We start from the raw sequence: 22,677 nt of genomic DNA, 5'->3' as shown, positions 1-22,677 counted from the left end.
CTACTTCTTTATGTGGTTGGGAAATGTTTATTGTTTGTAATCTATTCCGACAAATGCGGTTAACCCATCCACTCTGTTAAACGTGGACATTAAAAGCTAACCATCAAAGACCAAGATGTTAATCCTGGTCTTTGTGGTTTTTATAGAAATCTTATTGTTTGTCCAAGTAGCTTTCTTTTAAATCGAGCAAATACTTTCTTATATCAGTCTCTAACTTTATAGGATATTCAAACCCCAATTTTTCTGACAATTCTTTACCAATTTCTGATACTAAATCTGCCATTGCAAATAATGCATTCCAATTATCTTCAATGATACTTCCCGAAAATGTCTGCTCTACTTTTTGCCACATTTCAGATGTGAGGTAATTTTTAAAAAGTCTTCCAAATTTATTGGTTGTTATTTTCCAATCGTGTTGAATGGCAATATGCCATTCAATTAAAGGTATCAAGTAGTCGGTTCTGATATTGTTTTCCGACATAAATTTTGCATAAAACAACTCATCTCTTGCAAGGCTTTTTGCTACATAAGTGGTATCCCACCAAAAATCATTTAAAAGCTGTTCAAATTTTTGTTCGGTTGGTTTTATAATAATAGAAACCTGATATGTCGGTTTTTTCAGATTTTGGGTTAAGTTGTCTTTATCAATCAAAACTTTATAACCAATATCCCAATCTTCGCACAATTCATTTTGCTGAACTTCTTCTAAAAATTCTTTTTTGCTATATAGTTTGAAATCTACTTTTACATAATCATCGTATAAAACCATTTTCATTGCGTGTTTGTAATCAAAATAGGTTTCATCTTCTTCAATCATCGCAATTGGAATTCCAAAATTGCTTATCCAATTATTGTCTGAAATGTATGTAGTGTTATCCTCAAAAACAAGTTCAATATCCAAATCACTAAATTCATCAACAGATGCTAATGGATTTACAAGGGAGCTTGTTAGTAATACCGCTCTTATCTCTCTATTTTTTTCTGACCAATCAATGATACGCTTTAATTTCTCGTCTCTATACTTCATGCTATAAATGCCAATATCTAACAAAAATATCCATTTATTTTTAAGGTAGCCTTTTTCGTTTCTTCTTTTTCTTCATACGGTTGGCAAATTCCTGTTCCTCGTAGTCTTCTCCCTGTGCCTCCGGCAGTAACCCACCCAAGCCATCTATCAACAAATCATCGGTCGGCTGTCCTTTATTCAGAAAGTCAAAAAGTGCATGGGCTTCCTCTTTCTCTAAGGGATTGCCCGTGGTCGATGGCTGATTTTGTACGGATTTTTTTTCGGCTTCTTGGCGTTTTCCGATTGCCTGCTCGTTCCACCAATCATTAAAGACATTAGCCGAAAGGTTTTTGCTCAAAGCTGAACCGTTCCAAACCGTACGGCTTTCGTGGTCTATAAAAGTCATACCGTATATACGCCCCTCATCGTTTCGCCGTACCACGGTATTGATACCCTGCTCCAATAACTGCTTTTTAAAATCGGCTTCGTTTGTAGCGGTGTGCATCGCTACTTCAATGGTGCTTTTGAGGACGGCTCTTGTGGGGTCGGCTTTCATTTTCTCCTTAGCCTTTGCGAATTGTTTTTGCAGTTCGTCCAGTCCTGCCTGCTTGCCGAAAAGGGATGCCTTAAAAGGATTGCTCGCTTTTTCTCCCTGTTCGTTCAATGCAAAATAGACAAGCCCATTTTTGGGCTGTCCGTACAGTTCCCCTTTGACTTCCTCGGCGGTGATATTTAAAAGTGATAGCAAGGCGTTGTATGCTCCGAGGCTTGCGTACCCGTAATACTTCGGCAGGTTTCGCACCACCGAAGCGATTTGGCTCTTAACGTCTCCGGCTCTGTAATCGACCGGACGGAATACCTGCTCATTACCTGTGCGCTGTTTTTCCGCGGCAGGTATAAGATTGTACGTTTGTTCCAAATCCCGACAGATTGCCATTGAACGTGGATGGTCGTAGCTATCCGGTAGTTTCTTCCCGTCCAAACCCACACAGACCGTCACGATATGGATATGGGTACGCTCAATATCGGTATGCTTGAAAACGATATAGGGTTGGTTGCCATACCCCATGCGCTCCATGTACTCCTGTGCCATTTCCATGAACTGCCCATCGCTGACCCTATCCGTAGGATCGGGGTTCAGCGATATGTGGCGCACTGGTTTTTCTGTTCTGATATTTGCGGACAGGTACGGCTCAAAACACTGGTGCAGGTAACTTGTCGAATAGGTATTATCCAACGTTTCGGGTATTCTGTTCAGTAACAGAACCTGCCCGTTTTCACTATCAATTTTCTTTTGGTTGTATGAAATTGCACCGTACAGATTTTCACCTTTGCCAATCTTTGCTATCATATTACTTGTGTTTTTGCAGGTGTTCTTTTTCAAATTCCTGTGTTAGCTCAATCACTTTCCGGCACAAGTCCGCCATTTCTGCCGTCTGCTTTTCCAGTTTAAAGAGGTAAGCCGATGCCTTTTTCTCTGAGAAATTGCGGTAAAGTTTCTTCACGATTTGGTTGTAATTCACGCCAACCGCTCTAAACTGGCTGTAAAAATTGGTGAGCCTCGTATGAAAATCGACTGCATTCATATCAAATTTTACGGTCTTGATTGGCTTCTGAAAGATGCAGGCTGTAATGAAATGTGCCAATACTTTCATTCCCGATTGCTCCAACAACGTAAGGAATTTCGCATTTTCTTCGTCCGTAAGACGAAATACATAACGGTGGATGCTTGGGTCTGCTTTAGGCTTGCGCCCACCTTTGTTTGTTCGGTTTCTTCTGTTGTCTTCCATATCTAAATCCATTAATAACCGAGCTTCAGCGAGCTCAACTTTAGTTAATTAACATAAACCCCGACTTCGGAGGGTGTTTACCAAGCCCCCTGCAAGGGCAAGTGGTTTTGAGGCACGAAACGGGTTTCGAGTGCCTCAAAACATAACTTGCTCTGTTCGGGTGAACAGAAAATCCGCCCTACGGGTCGGATTGGGTAAAGCGGAAAAAAACGGCTTTTCGCCGTTCCGCCCACAACTTCCATACGCCAATGATTTTTCCATTTACCCCTTGCATTTAAGTCCTTACAAAGTAAGGGTAGCTTTTCCGAACGATTGCCCTGTTGCCCACAACCAAACATTGCCAACAAATGCCCCGAACTACCGCATTAAAAGAGTGCATCGGAATAACCTGCTTCTTTGCGCTATCAGTCACGCAAGCCTGTTTGCAGGCATCCGCTCCCGATGGCAGTTAGGAAAGCCGCAGCGCAGGATTGCAGGAAAACAGGAACGCATGACGGAGTTCCGAATGGCAGACAGGAATGCCGGACGGCATGAAAGCTATCCGGTAGCCATTCCAACAAGCAGGACGATAGGCAAGCCATCGGTCTTGCCTGTATGAAAGCCGGAATGACGGCACGGCTGACTGAACGGATGAGGGCAAGCCCGACAGACGGAATTGTATCAAGACTGCCGGACAGTGTGCAGGGATGAAAGCCCTGCTCCATGCAGGACGGCAGGCAGTCCACGGAAACAGAAACTTAAAAATAGAATAGAAATGGAAGCAACAAACAGGACAAAATTCATTGCTTTTTCAAGCCAAAAAGGGGGCGTTGGAAAAAGCACGTTTACAACGGTTACGGCAAGCATACTCCATTACCAAATGGGATATAATGTAGCCGTCTTTGACTGTGACTATCCACAGCACAGCATCTGCCAAATGAGGGAACGGGATTTGAAAGCGGTCATGCAAAACGAGGTGCTGAAAAAACTGGCGCACCGCCAGTTTTCAACCATCAACAAGAAAGCCTATCCGGTATTGCAAAGTAGGGCTGACAATGCAATAACGGATGCGCAGGCATTCTTACAGGCTTCGGCTGTTCCCGTGGATATGGTTTTCTTTGACTTGACCGGAACGGTGAACACTACGGGCTTGCTCAACACACTGGCAGGGATGCACCACATCTTTTCGCCCATCACGGCAGACCGTGTAGTCATGGAAAGCACATTGAGCTTTACCGATGTGCTGACCAACGTGCTTATGAAACACGGGCAGACCTCTATCGAAACCATACGGCTGTTTTGGAACATGGTCGATGGCAGGGAAAAATCGCACCTGTACGAAATCTACGGCAACGTCATTAAGGAAGTCGGACTGCAAGCGATGGAAACACGCATCAGGGATAGCAAACGCTTCCGAAAGGAAAGCGAGGCAACGGCAAAGACCGTCTTCCGCTCTACGCTATTGCCACCCGACAAAAGATTGCTAAAATCCTCCGGCTTGGATTTGTTCATCAGTGAGTTTTTAAGAACCATTAACCTGTAAAGCTATGGAAAACGAAAATAAGAAAAAGCCGATTGACGAGGCTTATCTCATGTCGATTATGGCAGGTGAAACAAAGAAGCCCCAACAGGTGGTAGCACCCCATGAGCCAACGGCAGAACCGCCAAAGGAAATACCCACGGAAAAGCCCGTAGCCAAAGAACGAACACGGCAAAAGAGGACTTCCGATATAGGCTATGGCGAGCGGTTTCTCAACAGCCATACCATGACACGCCGAGGCGATAAGAGCATCTACATCCGGCAGGAATACCACGAACGGCTTTCCCGTATCGTGCAGGTTATCGGCGAGGATAAGATACCCTTGTATGCCTATTTGGACAATATTCTCGAACATCACTTTGTACAGTTTGAAAAAGCTATCACCGAGGATTTCAACGATAAGTTTAAACCCATTTTTTAAAACATTTGATTATGAACAAGCAACAGCAAAAACAACCGAAAAAGGTACTGCGCATAACCCGATATAAGTCGGTGTTTCTAAAACCGACCGGAGTTGTCGCAAGATGTGGAAAGTCGGTGTACATCTGCACCGATTTTCACAAGAAGTTATCCCGTATCGTCTGTATTCTCGGAGACGGGGAAATTACGCTTACCGATTATCTGCACAGCGTATTGAAAAACCACTTTGAGGATTTCGGCGAGGAAATAAATACCATCCATGCCCGAAACCAAAAGCCAATATTATAGCTATGGAAACATTGATTGTAATATGCCTTATCATCGTCATTATCCTTTTGCTGAAAGATAGGGTGGTCATCAATAAGACCGTCCGCAGGGAGATAAAGCCGGAAAAGCAAAGACCCGACCTGCCGGATATTATGGGGCTTCCTAAGCCCGTGGAACGACACACGTTGCCCATGAATGCCACAAAGTGCCAATCCGGCGAACGTGACGGGATAGCTGATAATTTTGATGCAGAAACCTACGGGATAGGTTTAGGATTGGAAAATCCGCAGATTGAGGGAGAACCGGATGAAGTCTTCGGAAGTATGACCGATTTTGAAAATGAGGAAGACGAATGGGATGAATACGGGTTTGAGGACAGCGACAATGAGTTTGCCACAGGGGTTACCTTTGATGAACTGACGACCGTGGGGACATGGTTGGAGCAAGATACGCTCGAACCTGCCCTGCAAAAAAAAGCGGTGGATATAGTTCAGCGATTACAGGGAACGGAATTGTTAAGTCTGCTCGAAAACTCAATGGATGGAGCTTCACGGAAGATTGCAGAGTTGTTGGACAAGAGCCTCTCCGCCGGAACGGATTTCAGTTCTCCCGATTTGCGGAAAAGTGATTTAGATGGTTTCGATATTGGGGAGTTTGTGTAAACAAACTCCCTTTTTTAGAAATAATTTCTAAAATCTCCTTTTTTACGGCTCCACATTATCTCCAAAAAGAGCAAATAAAAAATATTCTTGAAGATAGAAAACACGAATGTTGACACTTAATCGAGTTCTGTTTTTTAACTGAATTTTTATACCGTTTTCATTTTCGGTATTAATTTTTGTTTACTAAATCCAGCAATATTAATTATTTGATCTCTTTTACTACGTTCAATATAGTTCGTATATAAATATCTTTTTATATATTCTCGTAAAATACACTGAGCCAAATAGTTATCTTTAACGTCGTCGAATAGCTTTGAAAGTTCTTTTGTATCAATTTTATCATAGAAAGTTTTTATGGCAAATGTTACGAGTTTTGATGCTGTTGAGTCCATTCTTAAGTTGACTTTTTCAAATAATTCATTTTGACCTTTTGTTCCAACTGAAAACATAAGATTCGACATACTGTCTATACAAATTCTCCAGGAAATGAATTGAAGCATTTTCTTTACAGCTTTTTCAATTACTCTATTATCAATACTGACTTGTTGCTTATGACTTTCTTTTTCTATAATATTTTCAACCAGTGAGTCGATTAATAATTCTTTATCTCTTACTAATATTTCGGAATAAAAGCCTAAAAATCTGAACATAGTGTTATAAGCGGATTCAACTAGATTTATTAATTTATCTTTTTCAAAATCACCGCTTTGATTTTTTACAATTTGACCTATTATTTTAACGGTTCTAAAAGCCTGGCTCATCTCAATTACTTCAATTGGTAAAACGCTGTCGTCATCCTCTTCTAAATCTAAATCAGCACTTTTATTTCTTTTTCTTTCATTGTCATCTCTTCTTTTAAGATCTTTCTTTACTTCATCTTTTGGATTAATTTCTTCAATTATCTCATGTTTGATTTCATTTGTAAATTCAGTTATAAATTGTACAAACTCATCATCTTTATTTAAGCTTATAGGAGTGTATTTTTCAAACGGTATTTGACTAGTTAATACAATATTATCAATTAAAATTTGTGCCTTAGAATGGTGTGATAAAAATATTAGTATGTTAGCATTTACTTCAAGATGAATATTATTACACAGTTCATAAATTAATTCTTGATAGCTATCAATTTCCGATGAAATTTTTTGAGCAATAAGGAAATAATATATGTATTTATATGAGAATGTATAATGTTCATCGTCAAATTTTAAAATATTTGAATTACATAGTACAGAAAGAATTTTATGAATCGTAAGCTTTTCATGTCTAAAAAATTTTTTAGAATATTCATGCACAAATTCTTCAAATTGAGTTGGGGTAAAAGTCGAAGCTTTCAACTCACTGTATAAATAAAATGATAATTCCTTTAATACATTAAGTAAACTAGTTAAAACACTATCCTTAATACCTTCCTTGATTAGACCGGATTTAATTAAAACCAAATAAATATTGGCATATGAAGTTTGAGAGAAGTTTTGCAAGTTCTCATCTAAACTTTGAAGCAGTGTTAAAATAAAAATAGGATATGATGGCATTAAACGATTTCCGATCAATGCGTCAATTTCATTGAATCGTAACTTGACTTCGGATAAAATTACTTCTTCTTGAACTGTGAGTTTATTCTCACCTATCATTAACCATTGCTCAATTAGTTCACTTCTTTTTTCATGACCCAGTGGAAGCAATTTGTATTTTGAATAATCCTTTAAACTCGTTGCTTCTTCAGTAACATTTCTTGAGCTGTAAGTATTATCTGATGTTAATATAATGTAATCAAAATGAGCGTTTATTGACTCAATTAAATTTTTTTTATACTTTGAATTTAAAGAAGATTTATGAAAGTTATCCAAAAGAATTATTCTCTTATCCTGTTGAAAATATAAATCTACGTTGTCGCTATCATACTGTTCTTTTAAAGACCTTTTTATCAGTTTTTTAATGTTTGTCTCATTGCAATACTTACCCCTTAAATATAGCGGATTAAATCCTAACTCATAAAATCTATTATATAATACATACAGTAATGATGTCTTACCACACTGATCGGCACCTTCAATCAATATTTTGGAAGAGTTGTTATTTTTAACCTTTTCAATTAATTCGGACGAATTAGGATATTGAACGATATCATCATCAATTAGTGGCTCAAGATCAGGGTAAACAAAAACGTCAGAAATTAATAACCTTTCTTTTTTAGAATGTTTTAATGGAATATTGAGACTTGAAATCTTAGTTTCAAAATCCTCACTTAAAACAAAATTTCGTTTATTCTTTGCAATTATTTTATGATTATCCTCAAACTCAACCTCATATATATCATTATTAAAATTAAACGACTTTATATTAATAGACTTATCGGTTAAGTCAATTTCATAATAAGAGAATCCTGTGTTTCTCAAGTCAGAAATATTAAATGCTTTTCCTCCACAAAAAACTACATTTTGCTTTTGTTGAATTATTGCTTTCGATTTGCCTTTATCGTGTTCATGTCCATAGACTACTAGATTGGAAGTGTTTATTAAATGCTCTTCAAACCTTTGTTTATTATTTCTTGAGGTATTTGCTGACAGCCAATCAATTGGATGGTGAAAAACAGATATAACATATTCTCCATTTTCATTTTGTAAAAATTTGTTTTCGGGAACAATTAAGCTACCCTGTTTTTCATGAATTTCGGTTAACCAGCTTGTATTATAACAATGAAATGAAACTTTGAAGTCAATATGAGGTCTAAAATCATATTTATATGAAGCGAGATATTGTTCTTTAATGTTGGTCAATTCATTAGTGAAGTTCCAGAAATCAGATTGAACTGCCATAGCATCAAGAAAATAATCTTCTTCCTCAATAATGTCAGTTTTACAATCATTTAGAATTGATTTTCTAGTCTTTTTAACATTATCAAAACAACAATCGTGATTTCCAGGTACTACAATGATTTCGATTTGCAAAAGCTTACCAATTGATTTCAAATTTTCTTTTAGCTTACTTATGAAAACTTTAGCATTGTCAAATTCAGATTTTCTTCCATAATTGGCAATATCACCAGACAACACTAAGTAAATGTGACTTATCTGTTTTATATCGTATTCTATTGCTTTAGTTAGTTTATCAATTCGCTCGGAAAATATCTCATTTTCTATGTGTAAATCAGTCAAATGTAAAATACCTATTTTCATATATTGATATGGTTTTTTGTTTTAATCTTAGTTCTAACAGTAATATAGACGCAAGTTAACGTTTGTTGTCTAATTGGCTAATTTACACAAAAAGCTAATACAAAACTCATTAGCATTATTAATTCCAAGACTACTTTATAGTTGTAATGCAAACAAGCTTTCAAGTTTCTTTATGCCCTTTTCAAACTCAAAACGCCACTAACTGCCAACTAATTCCACGGATTTCCACTTTCCCGTACCACTTCGATTTCCATAAGACTTTTGTTGCGAAAGCCCACACGGGGTGGGTAGGCAATAACAATTTAATTCAGTTAAATCATGGAAAAACAAAGCAAAAAAGTGTTGCTGACAGGCGTTGCGTTACTGTCTGCATTTGGTGTAATCGCACAGGGCAACGGCTCGGCAGGCATCCAAGAGGCTACGCAGATGGTAACGAGTTATTTCGACCCTGCAACGCAGTTGATTTATGCCATCGGGGCGGTGGTCGGGTTAATCGGAGGCGTAAAAGTGTACAACAAATTTAGTAGCGGAGACCCCGATACAAGCAAGACGGCGGCGTCGTGGTTTGGGGCTTGTATCTTCTTAATCGTTGCGGCGACCATTCTCCGCTCATTCTTCCTTTAACCTGGCGTACTATGAGCAATTACAATATCAATAAAGGTATCGGCAGGACGGTAGAGTTCAAAGGACTGAAAGCACAGTACCTTTTCATCTTCGTAGGTGGTCTGCTCGGTGTGCTTATCCTCGTCATGGTCATGTACATGGCAGGCGTAAACCCTTACATCTGCCTGTTCGTCGGGGCGGGCGGTGCATCGCTCATCGTTTGGCAAACATTCGCATTGAACGGCAAGTACGGCGAACACGGACTAATGAAAGTCGGGGCAAAGAAAAGGCATCCGAAATACATCATCTGTCGCAGAGCCGTACATCGCTATTTAAAATTCACTTCTAAATCCAGTCATTTATGAGAAATACAGGAAAAGCCACAACGTTGGAGAGCAAGTTTCCATTACTGGCGGTGGAACAGAACTGCATCATATCAAAGGATGCAGACATCACGGCTTGCTTTCGGGTACAACTGCCGGAACTGTTCACGGTAGCATCGGCAGAGTACGATGCCATCCATTCGGCTTGGCATAAGGCTATCAAGACATTGCCGGATTACACCATTGTCCACAAACAGGACTGGTACATCAAGGAAAGTTATGCGCCGGATATGGCACAGGACGGGTTGAGTTTCCTTGCCAAATCCTATCAGCAACATTTCAACGAACGTCCTTTTTTAAACCATTACTGCTATCTTTTTTTGACCAAGACGACCAAAGAGCGGATGCGGATGCAGAGCAACTTTAGTTCGCTTTGCAAAGGTGTCCTTATTCCGAAAGAAATAAGGGATAAAGAAACCGTCCGCAGGTTTATGGAAGCGGTCGCACAGTTTGAGCGCATTATCAATGACAGCGGTTTTGTGAAACTGGAACGCTTGACCGAGGATGACATCATCGGAACAGGCGACAGGCAGGGATTGCTCGAACAGTACCTTACCCTGTCAAGGGAAGCCGGAACGCCTATGCAGGATATAGCTTTGGGCAGTGAGGATGTGCGTATCGGAAACAAAAGGCTGTGCCTGCACACGCTGTCCGATACGGACGATTTGCCCAATACGGTATCGTCCAATTCGAGGTATGAAAAGCTGTCCACGGACAGGAGCGATTGCCTGTTGTCCTTTGCCTCTCCGGTTGGCTTGTTCCTTAGCTGTAACCATATCTATAACCAGTATCTGTTTTTGGACAACAGCGATGAGAACCTGCGCAAGTTTGAAAAGTCAGCCCGTAATATGCACTCACTGGCGAGGTACAGCCGTGCCAATCAGATTAACAAAGAATGGATAGAAAGGTATCTGAACGAAGCGCACAGCTTCGGGCTGTCCTCTATCCGTGCGCATTTCAACGTGATGGCGTGGTCGGATGACCCGAACGAACTCAAACAGCTAAAGAACGACACGGGCAGTGCGCTCGCTTTGATGGAATGCAAGCCGAGGCATAACACGGTGGATGTTGCCACACTGTATTGGGCAGGCATGGCAGGAAATGCAGGTGACTTTCCGGCAGAGGAAAGTTTTTACACGTTCATTGAACCTGCGCTGTGTTTCTTCACCGAGGAAACCAACTACCAAAATTCGCCATCGCCTTTCGGTATCAAGATGGCAGACCGATTGACAGGAAAGCCCATCCATTTGGATATATCAGATTTGCCTATGAAGCGGGGCATTATCACAAATCGGAACCGCTTCGTGTTAGGCCCATCTGGGGGTTGGCGGGCTATTCTTAATTGAGTAGCCCGCCAACCCTCCAAACTGGAAGTGGAAAATCATTCTTCACCAATCACATGGTGAGGCAGTATTATGAGCAAGGCTCTCATGTACTATTGGTCGATACGGGCAACTCCTATCAAGGATTGTGCGAACTGATTAAGGGGAAGACAAAGGGCAAAGACGGTGTGTATTTTACCTACACCGAAGACAACCCGATAGCATTCAATCCATTTTATACGGATGACGGCGTATTCGACATCGAGAAAAGGGAAAGTATCAAAACGCTCATCCTTACGCTTTGGAAGCGTGACGATGAACCGCCGACCCGTTCAGAGGAAGTGGCATTGTCCAATGCCGTGAGCGGTTACATCGACCGTATCAGGCAAAGCGATGAATATCCCTCTTTCAACGGATTTTACGAGTACGTAAAGGGTGACTATAAAAAGGTACTAGAAGACAAACAGGTAAGGGAAAAAGACTTTGACCTCGCAAATTTTCTGAACGTGCTTGAACCCTATTACAAGGGTGGAGAATACGACTATCTGTTGAACTCCGACAAGCAACTTGACCTGCTTTCCAAACGCTTTATCGTGTTTGAAATTGATGCGATTAAAGACCACAAAATCCTCTTTCCCATAGTGACCATCATCATTATGGAAGTATTCATCAACAAGATGCGCAGGCTCAAAGGTGTGCGCAAAATGATACTGATTGAGGAAGCGTGGAAAGCCATAGCCAAAGAGGGAATGGCGGAGTACATCAAGTACCTGTTTAAGACCGTCCGCAAATTTTTTGGTGAGGCTATCGTGGTCACGCAGGAAGTGGACGACATCATCCAGTCACCCGTGGTAAAGGAAAGTATCATCAACAATTCCGACTGTAAAATCCTGCTTGACCAACGCAAGTACATGAACAAATTCGATGCGATACAGGAAATGTTGGGGCTTACAGAAAAGGAAAAATCCCAAATCCTTTCCATCAATCAGAACAACGACCCGTCAAGGCTTTACAAAGAGGTATGGATTGGGCTTGGCGGTACGCATTCCGCCGTGTATGCCACAGAGGTTTCGCTCGAAGAGTATTTCGCATACACCACAGAGGAAACCGAAAAAATGGAAGTCATGCAACTGGCTTCCGAACTGGACGGCAATGTGGAACTGGCGATAAAGCGCATTGCCCAACAGAGACGTGAAAGCACAAATAGTTATTAATCATTTTAAAAATCAGAAACAATGAAAAAAACAATGTTACTGGTGTTTACGGCACTTATGCTTGCCGTTGCACCGTCCGCAAAAGCACAATGGGTCGTTGTTGACCCCTCAAATTTGGCATCGGGTATTATCAACTCCGCCAATGAAATCGTGCAGACCTCATCCACCGTGTCCAACGTGGTTAAGAATTTCAACGAGGTCAAAAAAGTGTATGAGCAGGGCAAGGAATATTACGACAAACTGCAAGCCGTAAACAACTTGGTGAAAGATGCCCGTAAGGTGCAACAGACGGTTTTGCTCGTGGGTGATGTGTCCGAAATGTACGTGAACAATTTCGGCAAGATGTTGAACGACCCCAATTTCAGTCCGCAGGAACTCACGGCAATCGCCAACGGTTATTCTGCTCTGCTCAACGAAAGCACCGAGTTGCTCAAAGAACTGAAACAGATTGTCACTTCTTCCTCGCTTTCGCTGAACGACAAAGAGCGTATGGACATCATCGACAGGGTTTACAAAGAGGTCAAGGACTACCATAGCCTTGTCCGCTATTTCACCAACAAGAATATCTCCGTAAGCATTTTGAGGGCTAAGAAACACAACAACACCAAAAGGGTGCTTGAACTGTACGGAACTGCTGAACAAAAATACTGGTAAGCTATGGAATGGAACAATCTTCACGAACTCCTGCGCTCGCTTTACGATGAGATGCTCCCACTGTCCGCCGATATGGCGACAGTGGCTAAGGGCATCGCCGGATTGGGCGCACTGTTCTACGTAGCACTGAAAGTGTGGCAGGCATTGAGCCGTGCCGAAACGATAGACGTGTTTCCGCTCCTGCGACCGTTCGCCATCGGGCTTTGCATTATGTTCTTCCCGACCATCGTATTGGGAACTATCAATGCGGTGCTAAGTCCGGTAGTAAAAGGCACAAATGCCATGCTCGAAAACCAAGTGCTTGACTTGAACAAGTTACAGGAACAAAAAGACCTGTTGGAAAGGGAGGCGATGCTCCGCAACCCCGAAACCGCTTACCTCGTAAGTGATGCCGAATTTGACAAGAAACTCGAAGAATTGGGATGGTCACCGTCCGATTTGGTTGCCATATCCGGTATGTACATGGAGCGTGGAATGTACGATTTAAAGAAAAGCATCCGTGATTGGTTTCGGGAACTACTGGAAGTCCTTTTCCAAGCCTCGGCACTGGTCATAGATACCATACGGACGTTCTTCCTTATCGTGTTGTCCATACTCGGGCCGATAGCCTTTGCGATTTCAGTGTGGGATGGTTTTCAGTCCACACTCACGCAATGGCTGACCCGATATATCAGCGTGTATCTATGGTTGCCCATTGCCGATATGTTCAGTTCCATGCTCGCCAAGATACAGACCCTCATCATCGAACGGGATATTGATATGCTTGCCGACCCGACCTATATCCCCGACACATCCAATACGGTGTATGTCATCTTCATGATAATTGGCATAGTGGGTTACTTCACCGTGCCAACGGTGGCAGGTTGGGTTATCCAAGCCGGAGGCGCAGGAAACTTCATGCGCAACGTCAATCAGACGGCATCGAAAACAGGAAACATCGCCGGAGCCGGAACGGGTGCTGTGGCAGGCAATATCGGTGGCAGGTTAATGAACAAATAAAAATCAGAAAGCAATGGAATTTAAAACACTAAGAAACATAGAAAACAGCTTTAGGCAAATACGGCTGTATGCCATCGTATTTGCGGTACTCTGTACCAGTGTGGTAGGCTTTAGCGTATGGAAAGCCTATGAGTTTGCGGAAGCACAACGCCAAAAGGTTTACGTACTGGACAACGGCAAATCCTTGATGTTGGCACTGTCACAGGATGCAAGCCTCAACAGACCTGTTGAGGCAAGGGAACACGTTAAGCGTTTCCATGAACTTTTCTTTACGCTCGCGCCGGATAAGAACGCTATCGAAAGCAACATGAAAAGGGCTTTTAATCTTGCCGACAAATCGGCATTCGATTACTACAAAGACCTTTCGGAAAAAGGCTATTATAACCGTATCATTTCGGGCAACGTGCAACAGCGCATCGAAGTGGACAGCGTAGTCTGCAACTTCGATACCTATCCCTATGCAGTACGGACGTATGCCAAACAGTTTATCATCCGGTCAAGCAACGTTACAAGGCGAAACCTTGTGACCTCCTGTTATCTCGTGAACTCCGTCCGCTCGGACAACAACCCGCAGGGCTTCAATATCGAAAAGTTTGCCGTGTTGGAAAACAGGGATATAGAAGTCATCGACCGCTAAAGCCAAAATTATGGAAGCAATATCAGATTTGAACACGTTCGCCAAAATCCTTACTGCAAAGGGGTATGACGGCGATTTCCATACGCAGGGTGCGTATGCCGGAAAACTGAAAGCAAGCATCAGCGAATATCTCGCTAACTGCCCCAAAGGTGTAGCTAAAAAGGAGTTGTTGCTATCCTGCTTTCTGCAATGGGCAGGCGAAGCCCTGCCCAGGATAGAATGCCTTATGTGGGTGAAGTACCTAAACGGCAAATTCTTCTTGGGCAGAATGGAGATTGCAAAAAAAGACCGTTATGGGCAGGTGCTGAAACAATCGGAACTGACCGACCTGTCGGTCGTAACCGCTCCCAAAGCAAAAGAGGCAATCGCTATGGTCAGTGATGCAGTGGAACGGAATAACAATTAAAACATGAAAAATCTAAGAACAGCAATCAGTAATTGGTTTAACAAGCTCGATGGACAGTGGCGAGCGATGCCTGCCCGAAAACAGCATCGCTATACGCTACTGCTCTTTGCAGGCTATGCACTGCTGTCCGTCATCGTACTGTTGAAAGTGTGCTACGATGTAGCGCATTCCGATAATACCATGACCATTGAGCATATCGAAAACCCCATTAGGCAAAACAATTCCTCGGTTTCACCGCAGGACAGTATTAAAACAATCTTAAAAGATAAAAATCATGAAAGACAGTGAAAACAAAAAGGTAAGTTTTTTGGTCGAAGATGACGACCCGAAAAACGGAATGGATGCAACCCAAGACGGGGCGCAGAACAAAGCCGACAAGTTAAAGAAGCCTATCATTTTTGCCCTTATGGGCGTGGTGTTCCTCGGCTGTATGTACCTAATCTTCAAACCGTCCTCCGATAAGAAAGCGGTTGAGGATATTGGTCTGAACGATGCCGTACCGCAGGCAAGCGATGCAGGGCTTCAATCCGATAAGCAAAAGGCTTATGAACAGGAACTGCTCGAACAGAAAATGCAGGAAAAGCGCAATGCGCTCCTGTCACTATCTGACTATTGGAGCGAGGACAGTACCGCCGATCCGGAAGCGGAGCAACCGGAGGAGGTTTACGAAGACGGTTACGCTTACGGCGGTGGTACACGCAGGAACAGCAACCCTGCTCTGAACAGTTACCGCAATGCGCAAAGTACGCTGACCTCGTTCTACGATAACAGCGATTACGAAACGCAGGAACTCCGCAGACAGATTGAGGAACTTAAAGAACAGTTGGCAGAAAAAGACGTACCGCCTGTAACGACCATAGATGACCAACTGGCTTTGATGGAAAAGTCTTACGAAATGGCTTCCCGTTACCTGCCACAAACCCCTGCACAGCCGAACAGGACGGACACAATGGCTTCGGCAAAGGGTGCATCGCAAAAGGAATATTTTGTGGCGTTTACTCCTGTAAGGAAAAATACGGTTTCCGCACTGTACCGTGAACCGACCGACAGTGCTTTTTTGACAAACTGGAACGAAACCCGAAACCGTGGCTTCTATACGGCAGGTGTTTCGGAACAGGTCATACAGCCAAAAAACAGCATCAAGGCAGTGGTACAGGAAACACAGGTCGTGACGGGCGAAAGTGGTGTGCGTTTGCGCCTGTTGGAAACGGCACAAACGCCTGTCCGCTCCATTCCGGCAGGAACGGTACTAACGGCAAATGCCAAATTTCAAGGTGGCAGATTGCAGTTAAAGGTAACGTCCATCGAATATGAGGGCAACATTATTCCGGTCGATATAACCGTGTACGATGTGGACGGACAGCAAGGGCTATATGTGCCATATTCTCCCGAAATGAACGCCCTAAGTGAGATAGCCTCCAACATGAGCCAAACCTCCGGCACGTCCATTATGATGACACGCTCGGCAGGTCAACAGGTGGCAGGCGACCTTTCCCGTGGCGTGGTACAGGGTGTGTCGGGTTACTTCTCCAAGAAAGTAAGAACACCCAAAGTAACCGTCAAAGCCGGTCATCAAATTTTCCTTGTTTCAAAAAACTAATGTTCAACTAAAATAAAAACGAAAATGAAAGCAATATTTAAAAGACTCTTGGCAATGGTATGTTTGACCCTCTTTATCACAGGTACAAATGCACAGCAAGTTGCATCCAATACCACAAAATTGAGCATGGGCAAGGTAGAGCCTTACGAAATGCAGGTGACGTACAGCAAAACCTCGCATCTGATATTCCCGTCCGCTATCCGCTACGTGGATTTGGGCAGTGAATACCTTATCGCAGGCAAAGCCGAAGATGCGGAAAACGTCTTGCGCATTAAGGCAAGCGTGAGGGATTTTGACGAGGAAACCAATTTTTCGGTTATTACGGACGATGGTCGTTTCTACAATTTCAACGTCTTTTACAGTGCTTATCCCTCAACGCTGAATTATGATTTGCTGACGATGCAAAAGGCGTCGGACAGGGAAAACGGGAACGATGTTCTGTTTGAGGAATTGGGGGGCAATTCTCCGTCACTGGCAGGCTTGCTCATGGAGACGATTTACAGGAAAAACAAACGGATTGTAAAGCATATCGGGTCGAAAAGCTACGGCATACAATTCCTGCTGAAAGGTATCTACGTGCATCATGGAAAATTCTATTTCCATACGGAACTGCGCAACAAAAGCAATGTGCCGTTCAATATTGATTTTGTGAATTTCAAGGTGGTGGACAAGAAAGTCGCCAAGCGTACCGTGGTACAGGAAAAGGCAATGCAACCACTGCGGACGTACAAAACGCTCGGTGAAATCACGGGCAATACGACAGACCAAAACGTGTTCCTGCTCGACCAGTTTACCATCACGGATGACAAGGTACTCGTGATTGAAATCTTTGAAAAGAACGGTGGCAGACAACAGGTATTGCAGGTGGAAAATTCAGACCTCGTAAATGCCAAGTTGATAAACGATATGCACCTAAAGATTAATTAACCCAAAACGAAAGAACAATGATAAAATACATTTTTGCCGTGGTGCTTGCCATGTGGAGCATCACGGCGGTACAGGCACAGCGAATGCTCCCCAAACAAAAGGGATTGGAAGTAAACGCAGGTATGCTGTCCAAAGAAGTAAGCGACAATTACTATCTGAATTTGACCCTTACCGTGAACGGAAAGAACGGCAATTACTGGATATGGGGTGCGGAGTACACGCATCAGCTCTCGGATTACAGGGATGTACAGATACCGCTCGAAACCTATACGGGCGAGGTGGGTTACAGTCTTCAGCTATTGGGCGATGCACGGAAGACCATCACGCTGAATGCAGGGCTTACAACCGTGGCAGGTTACGAAACCATCAACCGGAGCGAGGCAGTGCTACCGGACGGCTCAACCATCCTTGACAAAGACAATTTTGTCTATGGTACAGGCGGACGGCTCACACTTGAAACGTACCTGTCCGACCGTTTTGTCCTGCTCCTGCAAGGGCGGACAAAAGTGCTATGGGGTACGGATTTGAAACAGTTTCGTCCATCGGCAGGGATTGGACTAAGGTTTAACTTTTAAATTGATTTGCAATGAAAACATTAATCAGAAAATACAGGCTTCATTTACAGGCATCGTTCATGCTCTTGGCGATGTTGGTCTGCTCCATAGTGCTGACCTCGTGCGAAAAAGATGAACTCGACATCAGGCAGAATTACCCTTTTGAGGTACAGGTGATGCCTGTACCCAAAGAGGTGACAAACGGGCAGACCGTTGAAATACGGATTACCGTTCAACGGTCGGGCAATTTCAGCGATGCGAAATACTTTATCCGCTATTTCCAGTTTGACGGACAGGGAGCATTGCGGTATTACAGCGAACCGCCGTATATGCCCAATGACCTGTACGTATTGCCACAGACACAGTTTAGATTGTATTACACTTCCCAATCGACCGTATCACAGTCGTTTGATATTTGGATTTCGGACAATTTCGGGAACGAAAAACAGATAAGTTTCCAGTTTAACAGCCGTGATTAAAGACAGAAATATCCTGCCCGATGTGGCGGGATTTTTCATTTTTTAAGCCTGTTATTCGGTGCTTTTTCGTAAATTCAAAGGGTCGAATTATAATAGCTATCGTTATGGGGGCATCATTAGTTTTAGGCATAATATTTTTGGTTTTAGGTTTGGGTCTGCGTTACTGGATTAACCGTAGGAAGTTTTACAGGCGTAGCCCCACCGGAGCAGAGGGCTTTTCATCTTATGAGAAGTCGGTTATTATAAAAACTTCTGAACGTTTGGGCAAATGGATAGCTTATGCTTTGATTATATTCGGAGTGCTTTTTCTGTGGAGTTATTCAAGACAGAAAAAGGAAAAAGAAAAGGCTTCCCAAAATATGGAAATACAGAACCCACGATAAGTAACGATACAGTTTTCATTTACCAAATAGCTTAAACCTCATGACTGATATTCATAATATAGATGGCGAGGAATATGATGACATGGAAGACATCAATTTATCAGAACTAAGTCAACTTGACCTAACGTCTATTGATGAAAATATAACGTACAATATATTTGAGGACAATTTTCCTCAATGCTATATAAATAGGGTTGGCGAAACTTTGATTATCAGAATAGAAGAACACATTTATACTAAATATTGGTTTCATAAATACCATGCTTCTGTGTTTTCAGAGGCAATGATTAAAGCCATAAAAAGGTTAAGGCTTGATGGCTTCCCATTTTCTGACGAAGAACTTGACGAAGATGATGATGTTCATATTTTTGTTAGATGGACACTTAAAGTTCCATCCAATATTGACATAGAAAGTTTGTCGGAAAGCGTCAATTATGCTTTTGACAGTGTATTTGAAAGAGCCAACGCAATGTTAGAAAACTCTGATAGTGTCTTAATCTTGGGAAAAGATACTGGTGATGGGCTGGCATTATTAAAGCGTATCCAAGCACATCTTGAAAACTTAGGCTTTTATACCTACATCATCAAGGAACAACCTGATGTAATTGGTGAAAGTGTTATGCAAAAGGTTTTAAGATTTGGATTATCTTCAAGATTTGTAATAGTAGAAAATAGCGAACCGACAGGACATCTTTACGAATTTCCTCACATTACAAAATTCGCCGAACTGACGACTATTGTTTTGCAAAGACAGGGTGATGGTGCTACATGGATGTTTGAAGATTTGTATCACAAACTAAATAATGTAGAAAAGTTTGAATACACTAATGACACCTTGGAAGATAATATTAATATTGGAATAGAATGGGCAAAAAAATATCTAAAATCTTTTGGTAACTATCAAAAAGAAAAGTTGCCGTGGTTCCAAAAATAATGAGAAATGAAATTACGGAGATAGAATTTCATCGTGATGGTATTGCCTCATAATGTTGCGTTCACTATCTTTGCTATTGTAAAATATTAAAATTCTTAAAGTGTTTTTGCTTTAAGTCTCGACATTAAAAACTGGTAATTTTTAGACCCCGAGGCAATAAGTAAGAATGCTCATGCTATAGGCGTGGGTACTCTCTTATTCGGTGGTCGGGCGTACCAGTGCCTTAATGTCGGTAAGTGTAGTTGCCTGCGCTTTTTTATTGCAGGCACTCCATACAGAATAAAAAACTACGTCCATATGGAGACTAAGAACATAAACCGAATTACCACAGTATTTATCAATGATAGAAGCCCAGTGATGGATTTAATGCATGATGACCTCGTTTCTTCGGGGGTAGACATTGTCTTTCGTTCAGATAACGTTGTGGATGGGATAAATCAACTGTCAGCATTAAAATCGTTACCCAATATCTGCATCATCGACCTCGATTTTTCTGATAAAGGCATCATGAAACATTTACGGGAATTAAGAAGTCAATACCCTAAATTGAAGCTAATTGCCCATAGTGATATGGATGATGAAAAAATTATCAGAGAACTTGGGGAGCTTGGCTTTTCAAAATATGTGCTGATTGGCAATGACATGAAAAAAGCCATTGACGGGGTGGTCAATGGCTAATTATCTATTAAAGAGGCTCTAAAAACCTCATTTATTATAACTCATCTTCAACATTCAAAATCTTACGAAATTTTGTTTCAAGCTCCGCAATTTTTATGGGTAGTTTGTTTTTTAGTTCATCTGAAATTTTAGACATATCTTCAAGGTAAGATTTATAATAATCCCCTGTTAAACTCCCACTTCTTATTCTGTCTTGACGATATCCAAAATCCCAGCCTTTATCCCAATATTCTGTAAATACTTCATCAATATACGCACAGATTGATTGAGGAAAAAAGAGCTTATTAAGGAGGTAGAAATTTCTAAAATCATATAGTGCGGTACTTGCTCGTCTATTTCTCTCTTGGCTTTCCTTTTCGGCATCTTCTCTTATTTCATGCATAAAGTTTGTCCAGTCAATCATTGCAGAATGTAATTCTACAAGTTTCTGATAGAGTGCAACTATAACTTTGGCTCTTTCTTGATGCAAAAAACCAAATTGAATTTGATGCGTAATGTTGGCTTTAGCAAGTTCTGATTTGATTGGTTCAATTTTCAAAGTTAATTCTTCATTCAGTTTGCTTTTATAACTCTCAATTTGTTCATGAAAATCTTTTTTGACATTTTCGGTCAATCGTGTTAACTCCTCTGCCGTTGATAGCTTGGCAGTCTCTTTGCCAAGTTGCTTTAGCCATGAATTATAGAAAAGAAAGTATGAGACTATTAAAAATAGTATTACTTCGATTATTATTTGAATAAATTGCTCTCCTGTCATAGTTATTTTTTATTGGCTTTTGTCCATACATTTAAAGCATTTGTCAAATATTGTTTTGGGTTGGGCATAGGTTGCTTTTTTCCCAACTTTAGGTCTTTGGTGTGTTCTGCATAAGTTTTTTTAATTTTAGCGTAGTCTTTTGGATATAGTTCGATAAACTTGTCAATAAAATCTTCGATACCAAACTCTTTAGCTAGGCTGTTTACCACGTTACCAATTTTTTCATCTTTTTTTAAAATTACCGCCATTGCTTTACTTGGGTTTATAATAATTTGTCAACAACAAATTTAGTAAAAATAACGTCCTTTACATCCTCAAAAAGAGCTAATTGATAATACTCTGGTTTCTTTGCTACTTTCTTTTTCGTCTCACTCATGAAAGAAAGTAGTCCACGACCAACCTATTTGGTAAATGCAGATGTGTTGGCATTTTGGAGCGTAGCATTTACAAAAGGGTTGTTCCGCTGTCCGCAAAAAGACGGTTCCGACCTGGGGGAGGATCTGTCTTTTTGCCCGACCGAATTTTAGGCTAAAGATTTTTTTCGTATCACGCCCGTATCATGTTTTACGGTCGCTCTATAAGTTTCTATTATCATAGCTTTGATTTTTGATAGGCGACCACCTTTGCAGGCGGTCGCCTGTGGGTTAGGAATTGTAAAATACATGACCTCCATCGCTCCAATAATCACCGCAAAACAGGTCACGGGCATAAGCCTCATAATCGAAGTACCTTTTTGCAAATTCGGGCAAGTCCATTTGTTCTACCTGCTCATAGGCAAAATCTTCCTCGTCCTTGTATTCGCCTATATAGTCATCGTCAAAGTCGCTTATTAGGTCGTCAATATCGCCTTCGGATAGCTTACGGTGTCCATTGTTGCACCATATTAGGAATGCTTCTTGTCGGCTCTCGTCCATATCTTCCAAAGCCTCTAAAACGTCAAATATGCTGTCGCTTATCCAACATTCGCCGATTAAGCCGTTGGGGATATTTTCGTAATCTTGAAACATAAATTCGGGGTCTTCCTCGTCATCGTGCAACTCCCTGCAAGCATCGTAAAATTCGTCTTTGTCCGCATAGTCGGATAGCGTTAGCCACTCCCCGAAGATTGAACCGTCATTATATTTTGCGTATGTGCCGACATATACCCTTGCTTCCGATGTGATTATTTGATGTGTCATTTCTTTACTGTTTTGAATTAATTTTTTTGATTTATTCGGCAATGAGAGGTGGTGCTGTTGTTTTGTTTCAATACCATTTCCAATGCTTCTATTCCTCATGCCTGACATTTTTTTTATTCGTGTAAAGAG

The 22,677-nt window shown here is 41.6% G+C and carries 27 protein-coding genes and 1 pseudogene; 21 read left to right on the top strand and 7 right to left on the bottom strand.

Annotated features, from left to right (window positions below; translation table 11 throughout):
* Positions 1-151: 151 nt before the first annotated feature.
* The 3 genes from BM375_RS04110 to mobA are packed head-to-tail and all read right to left on the bottom strand — an operon-like array spanning position 152 to position 2,796.
* Complete coding sequence (locus BM375_RS04110; protein ID WP_093363892.1) at positions 152-1,027, bottom strand: AadS family aminoglycoside 6-adenylyltransferase; 876 nt, start codon at positions 1,025-1,027, stop codon at positions 152-154.
* 40 nt (positions 1,028-1,067) lie between these two features.
* Entirely contained in the window at positions 1,068-2,357 is a 1,290-nt protein-coding gene (gene mobB / locus BM375_RS04105) for a conjugal transfer protein MobB (protein ID WP_093363891.1), read from the bottom strand.
* Between the two features lies 1 nt (position 2,358).
* Positions 2,359-2,796, bottom strand: a complete 438-nt coding sequence (gene mobA / locus BM375_RS04100) for a conjugal transfer protein MobA (protein WP_093364059.1) — start codon at positions 2,794-2,796, stop codon at positions 2,359-2,361.
* A gap of 160 nt (positions 2,797-2,956) precedes the next feature.
* Here mobA and BM375_RS04095 point away from each other — a divergent pair, with 160 nt between their 5' ends.
* The 5 genes from BM375_RS04095 (at position 2,957) to BM375_RS04075 (ending at position 5,664) form a co-directional block, all read left to right on the top strand.
* Entirely contained in the window at positions 2,957-3,394 is a 438-nt protein-coding gene (locus BM375_RS04095) for a hypothetical protein (protein ID WP_139227489.1), read from the top strand.
* A gap of 156 nt (positions 3,395-3,550) precedes the next feature.
* A complete protein-coding gene (locus tag BM375_RS04090; RefSeq protein ID WP_093363889.1) occupies positions 3,551-4,318 on the top strand; it encodes a ParA family protein in 768 nt (255 codons plus the stop codon).
* A gap of 4 nt (positions 4,319-4,322) precedes the next feature.
* Complete coding sequence (locus tag BM375_RS04085; RefSeq protein ID WP_093363888.1) at positions 4,323-4,736, top strand: DUF3408 domain-containing protein; 414 nt, start codon at positions 4,323-4,325, stop codon at positions 4,734-4,736.
* An 11-nt stretch (positions 4,737-4,747) separates the two neighbouring features.
* Positions 4,748-5,023 carry a DUF3408 domain-containing protein gene (locus BM375_RS04080; RefSeq protein WP_093363887.1) on the top strand — a complete coding sequence of 92 codons (276 nt, stop codon included), beginning with the start codon at positions 4,748-4,750 and terminating at the stop codon, positions 5,021-5,023.
* Positions 5,024-5,025: 2 nt separating this feature from the next.
* Complete coding sequence (locus tag BM375_RS04075) at positions 5,026-5,664, top strand: conjugal transfer protein TraD (protein WP_093363886.1); 639 nt, start codon at positions 5,026-5,028, stop codon at positions 5,662-5,664.
* A 146-nt stretch (positions 5,665-5,810) separates the two neighbouring features.
* Here BM375_RS04075 and BM375_RS04070 read toward each other — a convergent pair whose 3' ends face one another.
* A complete protein-coding gene (locus tag BM375_RS04070; RefSeq protein WP_093363885.1) occupies positions 5,811-8,843 on the bottom strand; it encodes a metallophosphoesterase in 3,033 nt (1,010 codons plus the stop codon).
* 318 nt (positions 8,844-9,161) lie between these two features.
* Here BM375_RS04070 and BM375_RS04065 point away from each other — a divergent pair, with 318 nt between their 5' ends.
* The 15 genes and pseudogenes from BM375_RS04065 (at position 9,162) to BM375_RS03995 (ending at position 20,616) form a co-directional block, all read left to right on the top strand.
* A complete protein-coding gene (locus BM375_RS04065) occupies positions 9,162-9,467 on the top strand; it encodes a DUF4134 domain-containing protein (RefSeq protein ID WP_093363884.1) in 306 nt (101 codons plus the stop codon).
* Between the two features lie 11 nt (positions 9,468-9,478).
* Positions 9,479-9,811 carry a DUF4133 domain-containing protein gene (locus BM375_RS04060; protein ID WP_093363883.1) on the top strand — a complete coding sequence of 111 codons (333 nt, stop codon included), beginning with the start codon at positions 9,479-9,481 and terminating at the stop codon, positions 9,809-9,811.
* A pseudogene (locus tag BM375_RS04055) lies at positions 9,808-12,365 on the top strand (TraG family conjugative transposon ATPase). The gene BM375_RS04060 and the pseudogene BM375_RS04055 overlap by 4 nt, the downstream one beginning before the upstream one ends.
* A 21-nt stretch (positions 12,366-12,386) precedes the next feature.
* Positions 12,387-13,019 (top strand): DUF4141 domain-containing protein, encoded by a 633-nt coding sequence (locus tag BM375_RS04050; RefSeq protein ID WP_093363882.1) that lies wholly within the window; start codon positions 12,387-12,389, stop codon positions 13,017-13,019.
* Between the two features lie 3 nt (positions 13,020-13,022).
* Complete coding sequence (traJ, locus tag BM375_RS04045; RefSeq protein WP_093363881.1) at positions 13,023-14,018, top strand: conjugative transposon protein TraJ; 996 nt, start codon at positions 13,023-13,025, stop codon at positions 14,016-14,018.
* A 13-nt stretch (positions 14,019-14,031) separates the two neighbouring features.
* Positions 14,032-14,655 (top strand): conjugative transposon protein TraK, encoded by a 624-nt coding sequence (gene traK / locus BM375_RS04040; RefSeq protein WP_093363880.1) that lies wholly within the window; start codon positions 14,032-14,034, stop codon positions 14,653-14,655.
* A 10-nt stretch (positions 14,656-14,665) separates the two neighbouring features.
* Positions 14,666-15,061, top strand: a complete 396-nt coding sequence (locus tag BM375_RS04035) for a hypothetical protein (RefSeq protein WP_045756384.1) — start codon at positions 14,666-14,668, stop codon at positions 15,059-15,061.
* Positions 15,062-15,064: 3 nt separating this feature from the next.
* Positions 15,065-15,349, top strand: a complete 285-nt coding sequence (locus BM375_RS04030; protein WP_093363879.1) for a nitrogen regulatory IIA protein — start codon at positions 15,065-15,067, stop codon at positions 15,347-15,349.
* The gene (gene traM / locus BM375_RS04025) at positions 15,336-16,661 is read left to right on the top strand and encodes a conjugative transposon protein TraM (RefSeq protein WP_093363878.1); all 1,326 of its coding nucleotides are present in this window, start codon (positions 15,336-15,338) and stop codon (positions 16,659-16,661) included. The genes BM375_RS04030 and traM overlap by 14 nt, the downstream gene beginning before the upstream one ends.
* 24 nt (positions 16,662-16,685) lie before the next feature.
* Entirely contained in the window at positions 16,686-17,588 is a 903-nt protein-coding gene (gene traN, locus BM375_RS04020) for a conjugative transposon protein TraN (RefSeq protein WP_170852582.1), read from the top strand.
* Positions 17,589-17,605: 17 nt separating this feature from the next.
* Entirely contained in the window at positions 17,606-18,163 is a 558-nt protein-coding gene (locus tag BM375_RS04015) for a conjugal transfer protein TraO (protein ID WP_093363876.1), read from the top strand.
* A gap of 59 nt (positions 18,164-18,222) precedes the next feature.
* Positions 18,223-18,621, top strand: coding sequence for a DUF3872 domain-containing protein (locus BM375_RS04010; RefSeq protein WP_398357077.1), 399 nt, complete (start codon positions 18,223-18,225; stop codon positions 18,619-18,621).
* Positions 18,622-18,725: 104 nt separating this feature from the next.
* Positions 18,726-19,004: a molybdenum ABC transporter permease gene (locus tag BM375_RS04005; protein ID WP_093363874.1), complete on the top strand. Its 279-nt coding sequence runs from the start codon at positions 18,726-18,728 to the stop codon at positions 19,002-19,004.
* A 40-nt stretch (positions 19,005-19,044) separates the two neighbouring features.
* Positions 19,045-19,938, top strand: coding sequence for a hypothetical protein (locus BM375_RS04000; RefSeq protein WP_093363873.1), 894 nt, complete (start codon positions 19,045-19,047; stop codon positions 19,936-19,938).
* Between the two features lie 297 nt (positions 19,939-20,235).
* Positions 20,236-20,616 carry a response regulator transcription factor gene (locus BM375_RS03995; RefSeq protein ID WP_093363872.1) on the top strand — a complete coding sequence of 127 codons (381 nt, stop codon included), beginning with the start codon at positions 20,236-20,238 and terminating at the stop codon, positions 20,614-20,616.
* 34 nt (positions 20,617-20,650) lie between these two features.
* Here BM375_RS03995 and BM375_RS03990 read toward each other — a convergent pair whose 3' ends face one another.
* Positions 20,651-21,370, bottom strand: a complete 720-nt coding sequence (locus tag BM375_RS03990; RefSeq protein ID WP_093363871.1) for a hypothetical protein — start codon at positions 21,368-21,370, stop codon at positions 20,651-20,653.
* Positions 21,371-21,372: 2 nt separating this feature from the next.
* The gene (locus tag BM375_RS03985; protein WP_093363870.1) at positions 21,373-21,618 is read right to left on the bottom strand and encodes a hypothetical protein; all 246 of its coding nucleotides are present in this window, start codon (positions 21,616-21,618) and stop codon (positions 21,373-21,375) included.
* A gap of 126 nt (positions 21,619-21,744) precedes the next feature.
* Between BM375_RS03985 and BM375_RS17155 the strand changes: the two genes are divergently transcribed.
* Positions 21,745-21,897: a hypothetical protein gene (locus tag BM375_RS17155; RefSeq protein ID WP_170852581.1), complete on the top strand. Its 153-nt coding sequence runs from the start codon at positions 21,745-21,747 to the stop codon at positions 21,895-21,897.
* Between the two features lie 117 nt (positions 21,898-22,014).
* On the opposite strand, the gene BM375_RS03980 is transcribed toward BM375_RS17155, so the two are convergent.
* A complete protein-coding gene (locus BM375_RS03980; protein ID WP_262987252.1) occupies positions 22,015-22,647 on the bottom strand; it encodes an antirestriction protein ArdA in 633 nt (210 codons plus the stop codon).
* Positions 22,648-22,677: the final 30 nt, after the last annotated feature.

Source organism: Sphingobacterium wenxiniae (genome assembly GCF_900116225.1).
Lineage (GTDB): Bacteria > Bacteroidota > Bacteroidia > Sphingobacteriales > Sphingobacteriaceae > Sphingobacterium > Sphingobacterium wenxiniae.
Note: the sequence above shows the minus strand (reverse complement) of the source record. Positions and strands in the feature narration are given on the sequence as shown.